The 18,421-nt window shown below is 45.1% G+C and carries 15 protein-coding genes; 14 read left to right on the top strand and 1 reads right to left on the bottom strand.

What is annotated here, in order from left to right; genetic code table 11:
• Positions 1-233 precede the first annotated feature (233 nt).
• From QF049_RS12555 to coaD, 14 genes are all read left to right on the top strand, one after another.
• Complete coding sequence (locus tag QF049_RS12555) at positions 234-572, top strand: VOC family protein (protein WP_091017364.1); 339 nt, start codon at positions 234-236, stop codon at positions 570-572.
• 319 nt (positions 573-891) lie between these two features.
• On the top strand, positions 892-3,267 hold the full coding sequence (locus QF049_RS12550; RefSeq protein WP_307537775.1) for a WD40/YVTN/BNR-like repeat-containing protein: 2,376 nt from the start codon (positions 892-894) through the stop codon (positions 3,265-3,267).
• A complete protein-coding gene (locus tag QF049_RS12545) occupies positions 3,197-3,973 on the top strand; it encodes a X2-like carbohydrate binding domain-containing protein (RefSeq protein WP_307537773.1) in 777 nt (258 codons plus the stop codon). Before QF049_RS12550 ends, QF049_RS12545 begins: the two co-directional genes overlap by 71 nt.
• Positions 3,974-4,242: 269 nt before the next feature.
• A complete protein-coding gene (locus QF049_RS12540) occupies positions 4,243-5,790 on the top strand; it encodes a response regulator transcription factor (RefSeq protein WP_307537771.1) in 1,548 nt (515 codons plus the stop codon).
• An 18-nt stretch (positions 5,791-5,808) separates the two neighbouring features.
• Positions 5,809-7,578 (top strand): sensor histidine kinase, encoded by a 1,770-nt coding sequence (locus QF049_RS12535; protein WP_307537768.1) that lies wholly within the window; start codon positions 5,809-5,811, stop codon positions 7,576-7,578.
• A 342-nt stretch (positions 7,579-7,920) separates the two neighbouring features.
• Entirely contained in the window at positions 7,921-9,213 is a 1,293-nt protein-coding gene (locus QF049_RS12530) for an extracellular solute-binding protein (RefSeq protein WP_307543226.1), read from the top strand.
• 141 nt (positions 9,214-9,354) lie between these two features.
• A complete protein-coding gene (locus QF049_RS12525; RefSeq protein ID WP_036610887.1) occupies positions 9,355-10,245 on the top strand; it encodes a carbohydrate ABC transporter permease in 891 nt (296 codons plus the stop codon).
• Positions 10,238-11,068: a carbohydrate ABC transporter permease gene (locus QF049_RS12520; protein ID WP_062833750.1), complete on the top strand. Its 831-nt coding sequence runs from the start codon at positions 10,238-10,240 to the stop codon at positions 11,066-11,068. Before QF049_RS12525 ends, QF049_RS12520 begins: the two co-directional genes overlap by 8 nt.
• 158 nt (positions 11,069-11,226) lie before the next feature.
• Positions 11,227-14,274 (top strand): beta-galactosidase, LacZ type, encoded by a 3,048-nt coding sequence (gene lacZ / locus QF049_RS12515; RefSeq protein WP_307537765.1) that lies wholly within the window; start codon positions 11,227-11,229, stop codon positions 14,272-14,274.
• 170 nt (positions 14,275-14,444) lie between these two features.
• Positions 14,445-14,750, top strand: coding sequence for a hypothetical protein (locus tag QF049_RS12510; RefSeq protein ID WP_017689244.1), 306 nt, complete (start codon positions 14,445-14,447; stop codon positions 14,748-14,750).
• A 116-nt stretch (positions 14,751-14,866) separates the two neighbouring features.
• Positions 14,867-15,139, top strand: a complete 273-nt coding sequence (locus QF049_RS12505) for a hypothetical protein (protein ID WP_307537763.1) — start codon at positions 14,867-14,869, stop codon at positions 15,137-15,139.
• Positions 15,140-15,275: 136 nt separating this feature from the next.
• Positions 15,276-15,593, top strand: coding sequence for a hypothetical protein (locus QF049_RS12500; RefSeq protein WP_307537761.1), 318 nt, complete (start codon positions 15,276-15,278; stop codon positions 15,591-15,593).
• 302 nt (positions 15,594-15,895) lie between these two features.
• A complete protein-coding gene (gene rsmD, locus QF049_RS12495; protein WP_124114041.1) occupies positions 15,896-16,504 on the top strand; it encodes a 16S rRNA (guanine(966)-N(2))-methyltransferase RsmD in 609 nt (202 codons plus the stop codon).
• A 1-nt stretch (position 16,505) separates the two neighbouring features.
• Positions 16,506-17,012: a pantetheine-phosphate adenylyltransferase gene (coaD, locus tag QF049_RS12490; protein WP_307543224.1), complete on the top strand. Its 507-nt coding sequence runs from the start codon at positions 16,506-16,508 to the stop codon at positions 17,010-17,012.
• Positions 17,013-17,039: 27 nt separating this feature from the next.
• Here the strand turns inward: coaD and QF049_RS12485 are convergent, their stop codons facing one another.
• Positions 17,040-18,329 (bottom strand): nucleoside recognition domain-containing protein, encoded by a 1,290-nt coding sequence (locus tag QF049_RS12485; RefSeq protein WP_307537758.1) that lies wholly within the window; start codon positions 18,327-18,329, stop codon positions 17,040-17,042.
• Positions 18,330-18,421: the final 92 nt, after the last annotated feature.

The raw sequence follows: 18,421 nt of genomic DNA, 5'->3' as shown, positions 1-18,421 counted from the left end.
TCTGTCTTGTTTGCCAGGTAAGATACGATTTCATTTTTTAATCTTATATAAAATGTACAAAGGTGCTGTTCTAACAGCATCTTTTTTTGATTTAGATTATCGTCTGTATAGAACAAAAATAAAACGACTTTTCATTAAAGTAACGGACCAAATAGTTCCATTATGTGGTATTATTTGGATTGAAGATAAAGCTCTACGGAGGACGTATTAAATATGTAGGAAAGGGTGTAATTATGAAATTAAATCATCTGAACCTAACAGTTACTGATGTTCCAGCTGCTCGCGAGTTTTTAGAGACTTATTTTGGTATGACATGTGAAGGTACGAGAGGAAACGCATTTGCAGTTATGTTTGATGATGAAGGTTTTATTCTCACTCTAATGAAGGGTAAAAACGTACTCTATCCAATGACTTTTCATATCGGATTTCCCCAACCGACCGAACAAGAGGTTGACAGGATATATAGTCTTTTGAAAGACAATGGTTTTGAAGTAGACGCACCTAAGCATGCACACGGTTATACTTTTTATGTTGAAGCCCCTGGTGGATTTACTGTTGAAGTCTTGTGTTAATCTATATCCCATTGAAGTCGCTATTTTAGCGGCTTTTTTGTTGTATAAACAAGTTTAAACACTGAAAAAAATTTACAAAAATCGGAATTTCGACAGAGGGGTTTGGAGATTGCCAGCGAATGTTATTTATTGAAAGTATTATCCAGATAACCACGAATCAAGAACAATTATGTAAGCGCTTAACAATATGACTGGAAGGGGGTGAGGCTTCTTGTATCGAGGGATGCATTGATTCGTCTGGCACGCCATCATCAGCACGATGAGACAGCGGGGATAGACCGAAATGCAGTAACGAAGTAGAAGAGGAGGATAAGTTGATATGAGAAAGTTTATGAGGAAATTGCGAATGATGGGTCTGACGGTTGCCGTAGTAACCGCCTCGCTGGGAGGACTTGCTGGAACGACAGCGGCGGCACCAAGTGAAGCCTATGAGTGGAAAAATGTGGTAACTGGTGCAGGAGGCGGGTTTGTACCAGGCATTATTTTCAACGAGTCGGAAAAGGATCTGATTTATGCCCGTACGGATATCGGGGGAGCCTATCGCTGGAATGCGGCTGACGAGAGGTGGATACCCTTAACGGATTTTGTCGGCTGGGATGACTGGAACAAGAATGGTGTGGACGCACTGGCTACGGACCCGGTTGATCCCGATCGTGTGTATATGGCAGTTGGGACGTATACGAATTCGTGGGACCAAAATAATGGCTCCATCCTGCGCTCTACGGACCGGGGAGATACATGGCAGACCACAACACTTCCGTTCAAAGTGGGCGGCAACATGCCGGGACGTTCAATGGGAGAACGCCTGACCGTGGACCCGAATGACAACAGTATTCTGTATTTCGGTGCACGAAGTGGTCATGGGTTATGGAAAAGTATCGATTACGGTGTGACCTGGAACGAAGTAACAAGCTTCCCGAATCCGGGAAATTATGTGCAAGATCCTTCGAATGAATATACCAGTGACATCGTAGGTCTGGCATGGATTACGTTTGACAAAACAACAGGTTCGGCAGGGCAAGCAACCCAGACAATCTATGTGGGTGTTGCGGATAAAGCTCAAAGCGTGTATCGCAGCACAAATGGCGGCCTGACCTGGTCAGCTGTTGCTGGTCAACCCACAGGTTATATCCCGCATCATGGTGTGTTTGATTCAGACGGAAGCCTCTATATTACGTACAGCGATGGTGTTGGACCCTATGATGGGGAAAAAGGTGACGTGTGGAAACTGAACACGACGACAGGTGTCTGGACCAATATCAGCCCTGTTCCAAGCAGCAGCACGGATAATTATTTTGGATATGGCGGATTGGCTGTTGATGCCCAGAATCCCGGTACATTGATGGTTGCGACATTAAATTCTTGGTGGCCGGATGCCACCCTGTTCCGTAGTACAGATGGCGGAGCGACATGGACACGCATATGGGAATTTGAAGGATATCCGAACCGGAAGTTACGTTATACACAGGATATTTCGGCAGCGCCATGGCTCACATTTGGCACCAATCCTGCCCCACCCGAAACAACCCCAAAACTGGGCTGGATGATCGGTGATCTGGAGATTGATCCGTTTGATTCGGATCGCATGATGTATGGAACAGGTGCTACGATCTATGGAACGAAGAATCTGACAGACTGGGATGATGATGAAAAAATCAATATTTCAGTGATGGCGAAGGGGGTTGAGGAGATTGCCGTACTGGATCTGATCAGCCCGCCAAGTGGTGCACATTTGATAAGTGGAGTGGGAGATGTCTCCGGATTCCGTCATAACAATCTGGAGCAGGCTCCAGCTACCATATTTACGAGCCCGAACTATTCTTCCACAGAAAGTCTGGATTTTGCAGAGTTAAGTCCAAATACGATGGTTCGCGTAGGTAAAGCAGATTATGCTGCTGATCCAAATGCAAAATCCATTGGTTTGTCCAGTGATGGGGGGACTACGTGGTATAAGGCCAATGCAGAACCTGCCGGCACAACCGGAGGGGGGACTGTAGCCATCTCTGCGGATGGTAACCGACTGGTGTGGAGCACATCAGACAAAGGTGTACATTACTCGACTGGCGGCAATTCCTGGACGGCAAGTACGGGGATACCTGCACAGGCGAAAGTGGTTTCAGATCGTGTAAACCCAAACAAATTTTATGGATTTGCAGCGGGTAAAATCTATGTGAGTGTGAATGGTGGTGCTACCTTCACGGCATCACCTGCGACCGGACTTCCGATGGAAGGAAATGCCGATCTGGATGCCGTTCCAGGTGTTGAAGGCGAACTCTGGTTTGCTGGTGGTAGTGAGGAAGAAGGTCCTTACGGATTATGGCATTCTACGGATTCAGGAGCGACATTCACAAAGCTTGCCAATGTAGAGGAAGCAGACAGTATCGGATTTGGTAAAGCGGCCCCTGGGCAGAGCGTTGTTGCGTTATACACGGTTGCACAGATCGATGGAACACGTGGATTCTTCCGCTCCGATGACGGTGGTGCCAATTGGGTTCGTATCAATGATGATCAGCATCAGTATGCTCGTGTAACTACTATTACGGGTGATCCGCGTTTGTATGGAAGAGTATATCTCGGAACAAATGGCCGCGGAATTTTGTATGCTGACCGTGTTGGAGGTAACAATGGCGGAGGGAGACGGCGGGGGTACTCCAGTGACCAACTCTGCGATTACACCGGTTACAGCCGAATTTGATCGCAAAGCAGGCAATCAGGTTAATATTCCAGTCACGTTAACACTGAACGGCAATACACTTACATCCATTCGCAACGGGAATGCAACGCTGGTCTCAGGTACAGATTACACGTTGACAGGCAATGAGGTCGTATTAAGTAAAAACTACCTGGCTTCACTGCCAAATGGCGCAGCGACGCTAACCTTTCAATTCAGCGCAGGCGCTCCTGCGACCTTGAATCTGCTCATTAAAGACACGACAGCTGCACCTGTTGGAACCTTACGTATTGAGATGTTTAACAGCAACACTTCAGCAACGGGCAGCTCGATTAGTCCCAAATTCAAACTGACAAATACGGGTACTACAGCCTTGAATCTGTCTGATGTGAAAATCAGATACTATTACACGATAAACGGTGAACAGCCTCAGAACTTCTTTGCTGACTGGGCGACTGCTGGCAGTGCGAATGTAACAGGCACGTTCAGTGCACTCAATCCGGTACGGACAGGTGCTGACCACGTGCTTGAGATTGGATTCACAGCTTCCGCTGGAACTCTGAATGCAGGACAAAGCACGGAAATCCATACGCGCATCTCCAAGAACAATTGGACCAACTATACGCAAACGGATGATTATTCTTTTGCAGGTAGTCAGACTTCCTATACGGACTGGTCCAAAGTCACCGGTTATATCGCGGGAAGTCTCCAATGGGGAATTGAACCATAAGTGAGTGATTTAACGAAATAGGATTGAAATAGGGGTCCTGATTCGCCAAATGATCAAATGGCGAGTCGGGGCTTCTTATTTTGTCGAAATATAGTGTAAACTATAGATAGTTACCATTGCTTAAAGGATCGTTTTAAGATATAAAAAGATGTACAATCAATTTAAAATTAATGTAACCGCTAACACTGGAAAGTGTTTATAACCGATATATAATAGTTGGTATAGCCTGTACAGATATAGAGGAAAGATTAGACAAGGGGGTCGCGATCATGAACCGGTTGTGCAAGGTGCTGATTGTTGACGATGAGTTTCTGGTAAGACAGGGCATAAAGCACCATATGAACTGGGAAGCGGAAGGATTTATCATTGTGGGTGAAGCTTCCAACGGTGAAGAAGGATTACAGCAGGTGAACCTGTTAAAACCGGATATTGTGATCACCGATATTGTCATGCCTGTCATGGATGGCGAAACGTTTGTCCGTACACTAAAAGCCAGTAATCCACAGATTGAAGTTATTGTACTTAGCAGCTTCAGTGAATTCGAGTATGTGCGTTCAACGCTTCAGCACGGGGCAGCCGATTATATACTGAAACCCAAGCTGGATACAAATGAATTATTGCAAGTCCTTCAACGCACAGCGGGTAAAATTCCCGAGCTACAGTTCGAGCCTTCGCACGATGGCTGGAGACTTGGGCAACTGATGGAGAAGATGCTGTCCGGATTTACACTGGATGAAGATAGCGAAATGCCGATGATTCGAGATACCTTTCCGTATGAATCCTTTCGCTTGCTTGTGTATAAACCCGTGGGTGCTGGAGGGTATCCACTGAAGCTGGATCAAGAACAGATTGAATCCAAGCTCCGCAGCGATCTGCCTGAAGTAGAATGTGCAATGGTTCCCGCAGAGGGTACATTACCTGTGATGCTTCTTAATGTCGATCCTGCGCGAGATGAATGGATGCTTGAACGGATCAGACAGTTGGCCAGTGAAAATGCAGCAGGAGAAGGCAGTCCTGGTTGGGTGCTTAGTGAAAGCTTTACTTCATTTGAACAGATGGGTGTTGTTTACCGGGAACATCTGATTAAGCTGATTGAATATCGCTTTTATTATAAGCATCGACCAATCCTGGTGTATGGTGAACTGCCTCCAATGCATCCCGCAGGTTACCAGTTTAATGTGAATATGTTTTTGCAGCATGTGAAGCGTAACCGGGTCGAAGCGGCAAGGGAGTATTTACAGGATCATGCAAAAACACTTGGACGGGATTATATTGCCGATGTGTTTGAGATCAAATCATTTCTCGGTAACTTGATCTTCAACGTGACCATTACCCTCGCGGATATGGATGTCCAGTCCGCCGGGCTGGAAGAGAGCAAATATACGTATTTTAAAAATGTGGACGTGGCTTCAAGTCTGGACGAAGTTATGACTGTGCTTGACCAATTCATGACGGAAGTTCAGGAGTGCACCGTTGGTGCGGGTGGAAAACGAAGTGATCCCAACATGAAGATGCTGCTGGATTACATGCATGAGCACTTTGATCAGCCGCTCGGGCTTGCTGAAGTAGCCAAGCATTTTCATTTTAATCCATCGTATTTATCAAGTTATTTCTCATCTCACAAAAAAGAAGGATTTAATGAATACTTAAATAAAATTCGGATAGAAAAAGCCGAGGAATTGCTCCGATCCGATGATGTAACGATCTCTGAGATTAGCAGTATGGTAGGCTATTCCGATCATAGTTACTTTTGCAAGGTGTTCAAAAAATTCACCGGATTATCACCAAGCCGATACCGGCGCAAATTCTGGGCATAAAGTCAGAAGGATAAGATCATGAAGAAATGGATGAACCAATTATCTCGTCTCGGATTGTTTCCCAAGTTGTTTCTGGTTATGGTGGTCAGTATTGTCCTCGTTTCTGTACTCATCTTATGGACGACCATTCACATGTCAACCAATCTGTTTACCGAGACGTTCAGTATCACAAACTCCAAGGTGCTTAATCAGATCAAGACAAATTTTGAGTCATTTAACGAGGCCATTGCTGCCGTATCGAATAATGTGACGCAGAGTGGATCGATCCGAGGATTCCTGTCCGAAGGAGATGCCGATTCCCTCACGATGGCCAAATCCTTCTATAATATGAGGGAAACGATGGATCGAATTCAATCCATAACCGAATCCTACGAAGTAGGGATAACGATTATCGGGATTAATGGACGGAGCTATTCCACGAATCGCGCTCACCTTCAGTTGTCCGTGGATGAATTGAAGCAAGAGCCAATTACGATGGAAGCTGCTGAGACGCCCAGTCGTCTTATCTTTGATGATTACCAAAACGAGGCAATGATCGGGAGTCAGCAGATGATCTCTGCGACGAAGGCGTTGACGGACCGAACACGCAGCCGAATATACGGTACGCTCTATGTCACGATGAGAGAAGACATATTCCGGCAATTTTACAGCAGCTTTACAAGTCGTGGCAATGATGTGGTCATTATGAATGAAAAAGGTGAGATTGTATCATCGAATCGTGAAGACTGGATCGGAACAACTCAGCTGGATTTGCTATCGTATGCCCGGGATATGAACAACAACTCTCCGAGAAGTATTAATGCTCGTGTGATGGATCAGGATAGCGTTGTGCTATCCGAGTATCTACCGTTCTATCGGTTTTACATTGTCAATGTCGTGGATAAGGATCTGGCGATGGGTCAACTCATCGACATGAAGACGGTTGCCCTGATCTGTGCAGCTATTGTTGTAGGTGCCCTTATTCTGGTATTTCTCATCACCAGCCAGATTACCAAGTCCCTGCGCAGACTTGTGAAGCAGATGTCCAATATTACAAAAAGTGATCTGGACAACTATATTCCGGTGAGTGGAAGCTACGAGAGCAGGCAGCTGGGCCATGCTTACAATTACATGCTTGATGAACTGCATGATTATGTGGATCAGTTAGTACAGACCCAGCATGAACAACGTAACGCAGAGCTTGCGGCATTACAGAGTCAGATTAATCCTCACTTCTTGTACAATACACTTGCATCTGTCAAAGTTCTGGTGCAACAAGGCAACAAAGACAGGGCTGCGGAGACCATTAATGCATTAATTGGATTGCTGCAAAATACGATCAGTGATGTGAGTCAGACTGTTACAGTGGAACAAGAAGTCGAGAATTTGAAAAATTATGTCTTCATTAATCACGTCAGATATGGTGGCCGGATTAAAGCAGCTTTCTACGTGGCTCCGGATTGTACACACTATCATGTACCCAAACTGATGATCCAGCCGTTTATCGAGAATGCATTTTTCCATGGATTCATCAAGAAAGAAACGGGTACGATTCATGTCATGGTTTCCAGAGCGGGAGAATCACTCATCTGTGAGATTATGGACAATGGGGATGGAATTGAAGGGCTTGTCATGGGAGAAACGTTGCCCAATCCAAAGAACAATCGTCAACTATTCAGCGGTATCGGTATTCGCAATGTACATGACCGTATTGAGTTATTATATGGTACACCTTATGGTGTCACCATTATGAGTACGGTTGGGGAAGGAACGAGAGTCACCGTTACACTGCCTTTAATCACGAGTTGAATCGAAACCCGATTCGATTAAATACACTTAAAATCGAGATCCCTCGCTTCTGTTTTCTACAGAGACGGGGATTTTCACGTGTCAGAGGTAAAGCGGGTGAAATCATTTTTGTACTATTTCAAGATCAAGAAATTACAAAATCAAAAGAAATTACAAAAAACCAAATTTAATGCAAACGGTTTCTGTAAAGGTTTTCATTGTGGCAATAAGATGACAAATCCGTACAAAATTATTACTAACGAATGGAGATATGGGAATGATAAGATGAATACATCGAAAGCAACCGCTTTCAGAAAACGCAAACAAATTACACACAAAGAGGTTGAAGGGGAGTTGAATGTTTTGAAAAAAATGTGGGTATTGATGCTCGTTACAGTACTGCTGTTGTCCGCATGTTCATCCGGTGGCGGAGGTAATTCCGCTAGTGGTGGTGACGAAAAAACAAACGAAATTACGGTCTGGGCTTGGGACAAAGCTTTTAACGTAGCTGCAATGGAAACAGCAAAAGAAGCATATCAAAAAGCAAATCCTGATGTGAAAATTAACATCATTGAATACGCTCAAGCTGATATCATTCAGAAACTGAACACAGGTCTTAACTCCGGAACTGCCAGCGGTCTTCCAAACGTAGTTCTGATTGAAGACTATCGTTCACAAAGCTTCCTGAATGCATATCCGGATGCGTTCAAAGATCTGTCTTCCAGTATCACGGCTTCCGATTTTGCAGATTACAAACTCGGACCAACAGCGTTTGATGGCAAACAATACGGAGTACCATTTGACTCCGGCGTTGCTGGTTTGTACTACAGAACAGACCTGCTGGAGCAAGCTGGCTACAAAGCAGCTGACCTGCAAGACATTACTTGGGATGATTACATCCAAATTGGTAAAGACGTAAAAGCTAAAACAGGTAAAGAGCTTCTTTCTCTTGACCCGAATGACCTTGGTTTGATTCGTATGATGATCCAAACTGCAGGTAAATGGTATTCCACAGAAGATGGTAAAACACCTGACATTGCTACTAACGCTGCACTGAAAGAAGCTTTCATCACATACAAAGCGATGATGGATGCCAACATTGTTAAATTGCACTCTGACTGGAGTCAATTCGTTGCCAACGCCAATAACGGTAGCGTAGCAACAATTCCTACAGGTAACTGGTTCTCACCATCTGTACGTCAAGAAGCTTCCCAATCCGGGAAATGGGCTGTAGCTCCAATGCCGAAAATGGCTGGTCAACCAAACTCTGTTCACGCATCCAACTTGGGTGGTAGCTCTTGGTATGTTATGAACAACGTTCCTGGTGCAGATCAAGCAGCTGATTTTGTAGCAAAAACATTTGGTTCTGACAAACAATTGTATCAAGATCTGTTGAACAACATCGGCGCAATTGGTACGTACAAACCAGCAGTTGATGGCGAAGCTTATGCGAAAGCAGACGAGTACTTCGGCGGACAAAAAATCTTCACAGACTTTGCGAATTGGACGAAAGAAATTCCAAGCGTAAACTATGGTATCAACACATATGCCATTGAAGATATTCTGGTTGTAGAAATGCAAGCATTCCTGAACGGTAAATCAATCGATGACGTTCTGGCTGATGCACAAAAACAAGCTGAAGCACAATTAAACTAAGATACCCAAGGTAACTTATAGAACCCTAGGAAACATCGGAGCCGTCTCCCATGTCCGGCGCAAGTCGAACCGGATATGGCGAGAGGCTCCGTGGGTTCTACCCATGTTCCATGGAGAGAGAGGAGCCATACTGTGAAAGCCATGAATACAGGAGACAGTCTCCAAAAGAAAAATAATTTGACTGGATGGGCTTTTGTTTTGCTGGCTGTTGTCGGGATTGTTGCATTTTACTTCTACCCGATGATCCAAGCGCTGCTCTTATCGTTCAAGTCTGGTGTAGGAGCCAATCTTGAATTTTCGGGCCTTTCTAACTACAAAAGATTGTTAGTGGATACAACGTTCCGTACAGCATTATCGAATACATTTATCTACTTGATTATTCAAGTGCCTGTAATGATTATTCTTGGTTTGTTTATTTCCGTATTGCTGAATGACAGCACACTACGCTTCCGGAGCTTCTTCCGTACAGCGATTTTCTTGCCTTGTGTAACTTCATTGGTAGCGTACTCTGTTGTATTCAAATATTTGTTCGCACCAGATGGAATGGTGAATCAATTCCTTATGGGCTTGCACATTATTGGCGATCCAATTCAATGGATCACAGACCCGTTCTGGGCTAAAATTACGATCATAATCGCCGTTACTTGGCGTTGGACCGGATATAACATGATTTTCTATCTGTCATCCCTGCAAAACATCGATCAATCGATCTATGAAGCTGCAAGAATTGACGGAGCGAATGCTTTTACACAATTCTTCAAAATCACAGTACCTTTGCTTAAACCGATTATCCTCTTCACGTCCATCACATCAACGATTGGTACATTGCAAATCTTCGATGAGATCATGAATATTACCAAAGGTGGTCCAGGTAATGCGACCATGTCGATTTCACAATACATCTACAACCTTTCGTTCAAATATTCACCGGACTTCGGTTATGCAGCAACAGTGTCTTATTCCATCGTAATCTTGATTATTGTATTGTCCATCATCCAGTTTAAAGTGGCAGGTGATAATAAAAATGGCTAAAGCTAAAGCAAAACGGATTTTCACGTATGTGTTCCTATCCATCGTCGCCTTTGTATCCATTTTCCCTTTCTTCTGGATGCTGGTCAGTTCAACAAATGCATCAGTCGATGTCACCAAGGGTAGACTGCTGCCCGGTTCAGCTTTTATTGATAACTTCAACAAACTGATTGATTCGACAAATCTGGTACAGGCTCTCGGAAACTCGGCGATTATCTCTGTAATCTCCACTGTCTTGGCACTGTTTATTGGTTCCATGGCAGGTTATGGCTTCGAGGTATATCGCACGAAGTCCCGTGATGTCGTGTTTAATATCCTGTTGTTGTCCATGATGATCCCGTTTGCAGCGATTATGGTACCATTGTATCGTATGTTTGCAACAATCTCGGGAGTTGCACCGGTTATCGGAATCAACACGATGGCAGCAGTGATCCTGCCAACCATCGCAACAGCGTTCCTGATCTTTTTCTTCCGTCAGAACACCAAAATGTTCCCGAAAGACTTGCTGGAAGCTGGACGTATTGATGGTTTGAGTGAACTCGGCATCTTCTTGAAGATCTATATGCCAACCATGAAAACAACATATGCAGCGGCAGCAATCATTACATTCATGAGTAGCTGGAACAACTATCTGTGGCCACTCATTGTATTGCAAACACCTGACCAACAAACGATTCCACTGTTGATCTCAAATCTGGGTGCTGGTTATTCTCCGGATTACGGAGTAATCATGACAGCGATCGTTATTGCAACACTGCCCACAGCAATCGTTTTCTTCATCATGCAGAAACATTTTGTTGCAGGTATGGTAGGTTCCGTGAAGTAATGAAAACAGCATAATCCGTGCAAATGACGGGTGCAGGAAAGAAGAGAGGGCGCTGTTATGGCGTACCTCTGTCTTTTTTGTTTATGTAAAGCAAAAAGGAAATCCAGAGTAAACCTTGAATAAGTCAAACTATAACGTTTTAAAGGGAGAGAGAGCCGATGAAAGCAACAAAGGCAGATATCAACTGGTTGGGGGACGTAAGTGTATTTGAGGTGAACCGTCTTCATGCCTATTCCGATCACCGTTATTACCAAACAATGGAAGAGGCAGTAGGTTCAGGCGCGATGTCCATGCGTTATGATCTGAATGGTACGTGGAAATTCAACTATGCAATTCGTCCAGACAGCCGTTCTGAGTTTTTCTATACATCCGATTTTTCCAGTGAAGGCTGGGATGATATTGAAGTTCCGGGGCATATCCAACTTCAAGGATACGGACAGATTCAATATGTAAATACACAATATCCTTGGGATGGCTTGAACGACATTCGTCCACCAGCATTACCACAGGATAAAAATCCGGTTGGAAGTTACATTCGCACATTCCACCTGCCAACAGGTTGGGAGTCGAATCCGGTATATATTTCTTTCCAAGGTGTGGAGTCTGCATTCTATGTATGGCTTAACGGACAATTCGTAGGATACGGGGAAGACAGCTTCACGCCATCTGATTTTGACCTGACGCCATTCCTTCAGGATGGAGAGAACAAACTCGCAGTTGAGGTGTATCAACGCAGCACAGGCAGCTGGCTGGAAGATCAGGATTTCTGGCGTTTCTCCGGTATTTTCAGAGATGTGTATCTGTATACGGTCCCAACTGCACACGTACGTGATGTTCATGTTCGCACAGATCTGGACAAGTCCTATACCAACGGTACATTGCAACTAGATTTGAAACTGGAAGGAAAAGCGGTTGCTGGAGCGCGAGTAGAGGCTGAACTTCGTGATCGTGAAGGCAATACTGTTAAAACGTTTGAATCCAAAGTTAACGATGGGCAAGTAAGTCTTCGTGAAGATATCGGTACAGTAAACCTGTGGAGCGCAGAGATTCCGTACTTGTACCGTCTCTATATCCGTGTATATGATGCTGCAGGTACACTGGTTGAGGTTGTTCCTCAAGCCGTTGGTTTCCGTACATTTGAAATGATTGATAAAGTGATGCACATCAACGGTAAACGTATCGTATTCAAAGGTGTGAATCGTCATGAGTTCAACCCGCGTCGTGGACGTGCGGTTACGAAGGAAGATATGCTGTGGGATGTTCGTACGATCAAACAGAACAACATGAATGCTGTACGTACGTCACACTATCCAAACCAAAGTCTTTGGTATGAGTTGTGTGATGAATACGGACTTTATGTTATTGACGAGATGAACCTGGAGACACACGGATCTTGGCAGAAACTTGGCGCCGTTGAGCCTTCTTGGGTTATTCCAGGTGACAAACCGGAATGGCATGATATCGTTATGGACCGCGCTGTGTCCATGGTGGAGCGTGACAAAAACCATCCGTCCATTCTGATCTGGTCTTGTGGTAATGAATCACATGGTGGTGAAGTCATCTACAAAGTATCCCAATACTTCAAATCAGCTGATCCAACACGTCTGGTACATTATGAAGGTGTATTCCATGATCGCCGTTTCGATGAAACAAGTGATATGGAGACTCGCATGTATGCCAAACCGGCGGACATTGAGGAATTCCTGAATGCAAACCCGACGAAACCGTATATCAGCTGTGAGTACATGCATGCCATGGGTAACTCTATTGGCGGTATGCACAAATATACGGAGTTGGAAGACAAATATCCGATGTATCAAGGTGGATTCATCTGGGATTACATCGACCAATCCATTTATAAAAAAGATCGTTACGGCAAAGAATTTCTCGCTTATGGCGGAGATTTTGGTGATCGTCCATCAGACTATTCGTTCTGTGGCAACGGTATTGTCCATGCTGACCGTAAAGTAACTGCGAAAATGCAGGAGGTTAAATTCCTTTACCAGAACATCAAGCTGTTCCCGGATCGTGAAGGTGTCAAAATCGTGAACGGTAATCTGTTCGCAGATACATCTGCGCTGGAACTGGTATACAGCCTGGAGCGCGCGGGACATGAAGTGCTGCGTGGAACATTGGAAGTGAACGTGGATGCACAAAGCGAGACGGTAGTGAAACTTCCGCTGGGTGCAGAAGCTCTGGTGAGCGGCGAGTACGCTGTGAACACTGCATTTGTGTTAAAAGAAGCTACAATGTGGGCTGACAAAGGCGAAGAAGTGGCATTTGGACAGTTTATTTTCACACAGGATCAGGTAAATGATGCAGTCGAGACGGACCTGAACCTTGTAAGTGATGTACAGGTTATTGAAGGTGACGTTAATATCGGTGTTCGTGCTGGCAAGACACATGCGCTGTTCTCCAAACAGTTTGGGACACTGGTTTCCCTGAAATTGTCCGGTCGTGAGACTATTGCTGTACCACCTGCACCGCTCTTCTGGCGTGCAATGACGGATAATGACAAAGGTATGGCGATGGGCTTCGAACTGGGCGCCTGGTATGCAGCGAGCCTGATGCCACGTTCTGTAGAGTGGAAAGCGGAACAGAAACCGGATCAATACCGGATCGAGTTCACGTACAAGCTCAACATTTCAGAGGATGTACAAGTAAAAGTGGCTTATACCGTGCATGCAGATGGAAGTGTACGTGTTCATAATACGTACAAAGGTACAGCAGGATTGCCGAACCTACCAATTCATGCATTGTCCTTCAGAACATCACCTGACTTCGAAAACGTGGAATGGCTCGCGATGGGACCAGAAGAAAATTATGCAGACCGCGCATTTGGCGCACGTCTGGGCATCCATGGCAGCAAGGTAGCTGATACCATGGCTCCATATCTGGTACCACAGGAATCAGGCAACCGTACGGGCGTACGTTGGGCCAAATTGACAGACAACGCGGGACGTGGCTTCAAAATTGAAGCATCCGGAACTCCGGTTGAGCTGAATGTATCACCATATACAGCATTTGAGCTGGAGAACGCACAGCATGCGTACGAATTACCTCCTGTGCACTATACGGTCGTGACTGTAGCAGGTAAACAAATGGGTGTTGGCGGTGATGATAGCTGGGGTGCTCCAGTTCATCCGGAATACCTGATCCCTTCAGACGGCGAACTGACATTTGAATTTGTCATTCGAGCACTGTAAGTAAAAGAATCGTACAGAATAAAGAATGTATACTATAAAGAACAGAGGTCTTCGCTCATCGGAGGCCTCTGTTTTGTTATGTCAACGAACAGCTTGAGAGGCATTGTATGAAACCGTTCTCTCTCCAACCTCGTAATGTACGAGACAGGAAACATAAGAGGGGGTTCAAGATGAGTAAAAAAGCAAAGACAGGTATATGGGTGACGGTGTTGGTCTTTCTGGGCATCATTGTTGGATGTTTCATATGGTATTTCAATACCGCTTCAGGTGAACGTGCACTCAAAACGATGAGGTCCAATAACTCGGGCGGCCTGGAGAGGGTTGTTAAAGTGTACAGCAATAATGGTGAATTGATTCAGACCTATGACGGCAAAATTGACGTGGAAGATACGGAATACGGCAATAAAGTATTATTTGATCTCAATGGGAAACGTGTTGTGATCTATAATGCAACGATTGTTGTAGAAGAGAAGTAAAGCGTAAATCGCAGTCTTGAAGGAACGCTGGTTCGGAATTTGGAATGACACCCTATTGCTTATATGGTAAAATTAAGGAAATGATATTAGGGTCGGGTGAGATTTTTATGGTGGAGATGTACCTCATAATCACTGTTGCAATTTTGGGAATGATCCTGTTCTATAGCTTGATCGCTTATTTTTTGATTCGTTTCATTTCGAAAAAAGCTTTCAAGCTGACGTTAACCAAATATGAAATGATGGAGATTATAACCTGGCTCGCCGTGCTGTTTATTACCTTCATGATGATTAAGACGGGTTCGATAAATCTTCTCTTGCCGGTTGTTTTACTTATCATTCCATTGATCAATTTACGACTTGCCAATCGGAAACATAGAGAGCTGAATTAGCATAGCTTCCTGAGTTTGTAATACACAAGAATGATAAACATTAGGAAAGTAGGAAAGGTTGACGGAGTTTACATCACTAGTCAGCCTTTTTTAGTTTCATTACGAATGTTGAAAATGAACAAGGAGGAGTTTAGTGATGATTCTGGGCCGATCAACTGACACTTCAGGTTTAACGCAAGTTGCCAATCTTGCGCATGTGAAGAAGGAGAATGTCATCTATTTTGATCTGGTGGTCAGTGAGGATCGGTATAAGACATTAAGCAAAAGCAAACAACGGTATGTGTTAAGCCATGAGTTTTATGCTTTTTTGAGTGAAAAGATTAAGAAATACAAGATTGAACATCTAGATTCAAATGAATTTATCGCAAATATGGGCATGTGGCTGAGGGAGATCGGATGGTTGCAGACTGAAGAGGAAGCCGAAATAAGTGAATTTGAAGAAAAATATAACTAACATAATAAATGAAAACTTAAACAACAAAAAGAAGCCCTCTTTCGAGAGCTTCTTTTTCATGGGAGAGGAGAAACCGGACGAAGAGCTTATGGGGAAACGTAAGTCTTCTCCGCGGTTGTCTACGACACTTGTGATGTCGATAATTATAGAATCGCCCGATTGTTTCCTTTTTATACATATGCGTCAACAATTCGTCAACAATTTTCCAAGGGAAATGAAGACCGCACATTTTTCAAACTGAACCCGAGTGTGGTACGATAGTTGTATCAATAAACTTACATAGAGAAAAGGTGACTCGTCAAGTGAGAGTGGTATCTGGGAGTGCAAAAGGCAGGCCGCTGAAGGCTGTTCCTGGCACGGGTACGCGGCCGACCACCGACAAGGTGAAGGAAGCGTTATTTAGCATGGTTGGTCCTTATTTTGAGGGCGGCACAGCATTGGATCTGTTTGCAGGCAGTGGAGGTCTCGGTATTGAGGCGCTGAGCCGCGGCATGGACAAGGCTGTTTTTGTTGATTTGGAATCGAAAAGTATTGAAGTTATCCGCATGAATCTGAAGGCAACCAAGCTTGAAGACCAGGCGGCCGTATATCGTAATGATGCAGGTCGGGCATTGAAGGCACTCGCCAAACGAGGCACAACGTTTGATCTGGTGTTTCTTGACCCGCCATATCGCATGAAGAACGGGCACGAGTTGATGTTAACCATGCACGAACTGGAGCTTCTGGAACCCGAAGCAACCATCGTGCTTGAATATGAATCCAAACATGATTACCCTGAGCAATTCGGCCCGTTTGAACAAACGCGCAAGGCTTTGTATGGGGAGACGGCAGTATCCATCTACTATTATTCGCCTGAAGCAGTTGAAGATGGAGAATCCATTACACCGGAAGAGGAGGCTCCTCATGACTGAAATGATACATCGACAGGAACGGATCGCCGTATATCCTGGAAGTTTTGATCCCGTAACGATGGGGCACCTGGATATTATCGCCAGAGCGTCGAAGCAATTTGATCGCGTCATTGTGGCTGTGTTGAACAATATGAGCAAAAATCCGCTGTTTACGGTGGAGGAACGCAAGAAATTGATTACGGAAGTAACCCGCCATCTACCAAATGTAGAGGTGGACAGTTTCCGCGATCTGACAGCCAATTACGTCCGGCAAAAGGAAGCTCAGGTCATCGTTCGAGGTATACGCTCGGTAACTGATTTTGAATACGAGTTGCAATTGGCATCGACCAACAGCAAGTTGAACCCGGATGCGGAAACCATATTTATGATGACAAATCCTAAATATTCCTATTTGAGTTCCAGCATCGTCAAAGAAATCGCTCATTATCATGGAGATGTTACAGATCTTGTCTCACCTGAAGTGGAAGCTGCGCTCCGTCAGAAAATCAGCGAGAAAACCGGCGGTTAAACCAGAAGGTAAGACCCGATAGACTAATCATGACTGCAAGAAGTAACGCAAGACCCATACATGCAGCAGGGAAGACACTCCAAATGGTGTTGATCGTGTATGTGTTACCTGGACTATGTATGAATAGCCAACCGAATGGTGTTGAAAGGTCCTGCTCTGCATTCGTCTGTAATGTGGTCCAGACTTCTGTGCTTTATAACGGCTGAACGGCATCCATAGGAACAGACTGATGAAAAAGGCGATTAATCCATGAGTCAGGCGAACTCCAGCAAAGTACAACATCGATTTGGTGCCCGGACCAGTTGTTTTCAAGACAACAGAAACTTGCAGATGGGAGCATAAACCACCCCATCCGAGAACGGCTGCAAGTAGAGACATGAGCAGCATGGGTGTTAATGAAGTCTGGCTCAAATGATAGGTGCCCAGGTGAAGCTCGAAGAAGGCTGGCCAAAGCGCAGCAGAGGAGCCGGGAGTCAGATAAAGGGAGACCAACCGGATAAACACGGCAAAACCGATCATGTATCCTCCAGTCATCATCAAGGTCTGTACAGCTTGGGATACGGTGTCACCGAGCAGTTTGCCAAATCCTCTTCCATCACGACTATGGGCTTCCCTGGCTGCAATCATCATATCGGACCATATACTGCGTCGTTTAGACGTAGCATGGTGGGGTGCAGATGAGCGACTTGTGCAACTTGCAGGACTTGTAGGCTGAGAATCAAGAGAGCTGTTATCTGCTTGCAGGGCTGTCGAGCCAACCCTGTTTGTTCGGTTACCCGGTGCAGGCAGGAGACGCGTGGCAAGAATGGCAGCAATCCAGCCGCTGATCCAGTGGACCACGAGTAGAAAATATCCGGCCGCTGGCTGGTGGAGAAAAGCAGCACCGACGACCAGTATGATCATCATTGGATTGGCAAAATGAGATGCCGCCGCAAGGACAACCGCCTGCTTGGCGGTAATTTGTCTATCCTGAAATAAACGGGATACCGCATCTGCTCCTGCCGGGAATCCGCCGCACATGCCAACGGCAATCGCCAGACCTGCGTTGCCTGGAAGTCTAAACCACCGTTGCATCAACGGTCCGAGCAAGGCGCCGATCGCGTGGGTGAAGCCAAACGCAGTGAGCATTTGGGATAACATAAGGAACGGGAGCATGGCAGGGAAGATGATTTTCCACCATATATCCAGACCTTGAATAGAGGCATCAAACGCTTCTTTGGGGGACGCAACTACCGCAATGACCAACATTAAAGCGCCGGTGCTTAGGATTATCGTTCGTAACGGGCCAGAATCTCTAACCTCGCTCTGTAATGTCATCGTTTCACCTCATATCAGATAACGCCGATTTGGCATCTGAATCGTTATGGACGGCCGAATGACGCCCGAAGGGCGGTTCGGCCTTGACCGGA

Origin of the sequence: Paenibacillus sp. W4I10 (assembly GCF_030816325.1) — a bacterium.
In the GTDB taxonomy this organism is placed as follows: Bacteria; Bacillota; Bacilli; order Paenibacillales; family Paenibacillaceae; genus Paenibacillus; species Paenibacillus amylolyticus_B.
The sequence above is the reverse complement of the archived record's forward strand: the minus strand, read 5'-3'. Positions and strand labels throughout refer to the sequence as shown.

Coding starts and splice junctions, on each gene's coding strand:
- QF049_RS12525 (WP_036610887.1), top strand. CDS start 9,355: ATGAATACAGGAGACAGTCTCCAAAAGAAAAATAATTTGACTGGATGG.
- lacZ (WP_307537765.1), top strand. CDS start 11,227: ATGAAAGCAACAAAGGCAGATATCAACTGGTTGGGGGACGTAAGTGTA.
- QF049_RS12520 (WP_062833750.1), top strand. CDS start 10,238: ATGGCTAAAGCTAAAGCAAAACGGATTTTCACGTATGTGTTCCTATCC.
- QF049_RS12505 (WP_307537763.1), top strand. CDS start 14,867: ATGTACCTCATAATCACTGTTGCAATTTTGGGAATGATCCTGTTCTAT.
- coaD (WP_307543224.1), top strand. CDS start 16,506: ATGATACATCGACAGGAACGGATCGCCGTATATCCTGGAAGTTTTGAT.
- QF049_RS12535 (WP_307537768.1), top strand. CDS start 5,809: ATGAAGAAATGGATGAACCAATTATCTCGTCTCGGATTGTTTCCCAAG.
- QF049_RS12555 (WP_091017364.1), top strand. CDS start 234: ATGAAATTAAATCATCTGAACCTAACAGTTACTGATGTTCCAGCTGCT.
- QF049_RS12545 (WP_307537773.1), top strand. CDS start 3,197: ATGGCGGAGGGAGACGGCGGGGGTACTCCAGTGACCAACTCTGCGATT.
- QF049_RS12550 (WP_307537775.1), top strand. CDS start 892: ATGAGAAAGTTTATGAGGAAATTGCGAATGATGGGTCTGACGGTTGCC.
- QF049_RS12500 (WP_307537761.1), top strand. CDS start 15,276: ATGATTCTGGGCCGATCAACTGACACTTCAGGTTTAACGCAAGTTGCC.
- QF049_RS12540 (WP_307537771.1), top strand. CDS start 4,243: ATGAACCGGTTGTGCAAGGTGCTGATTGTTGACGATGAGTTTCTGGTA.
- QF049_RS12510 (WP_017689244.1), top strand. CDS start 14,445: ATGAGTAAAAAAGCAAAGACAGGTATATGGGTGACGGTGTTGGTCTTT.
- QF049_RS12485 (WP_307537758.1), bottom strand. CDS start 18,329: ATGACATTACAGAGCGAGGTTAGAGATTCTGGCCCGTTACGAACGATA.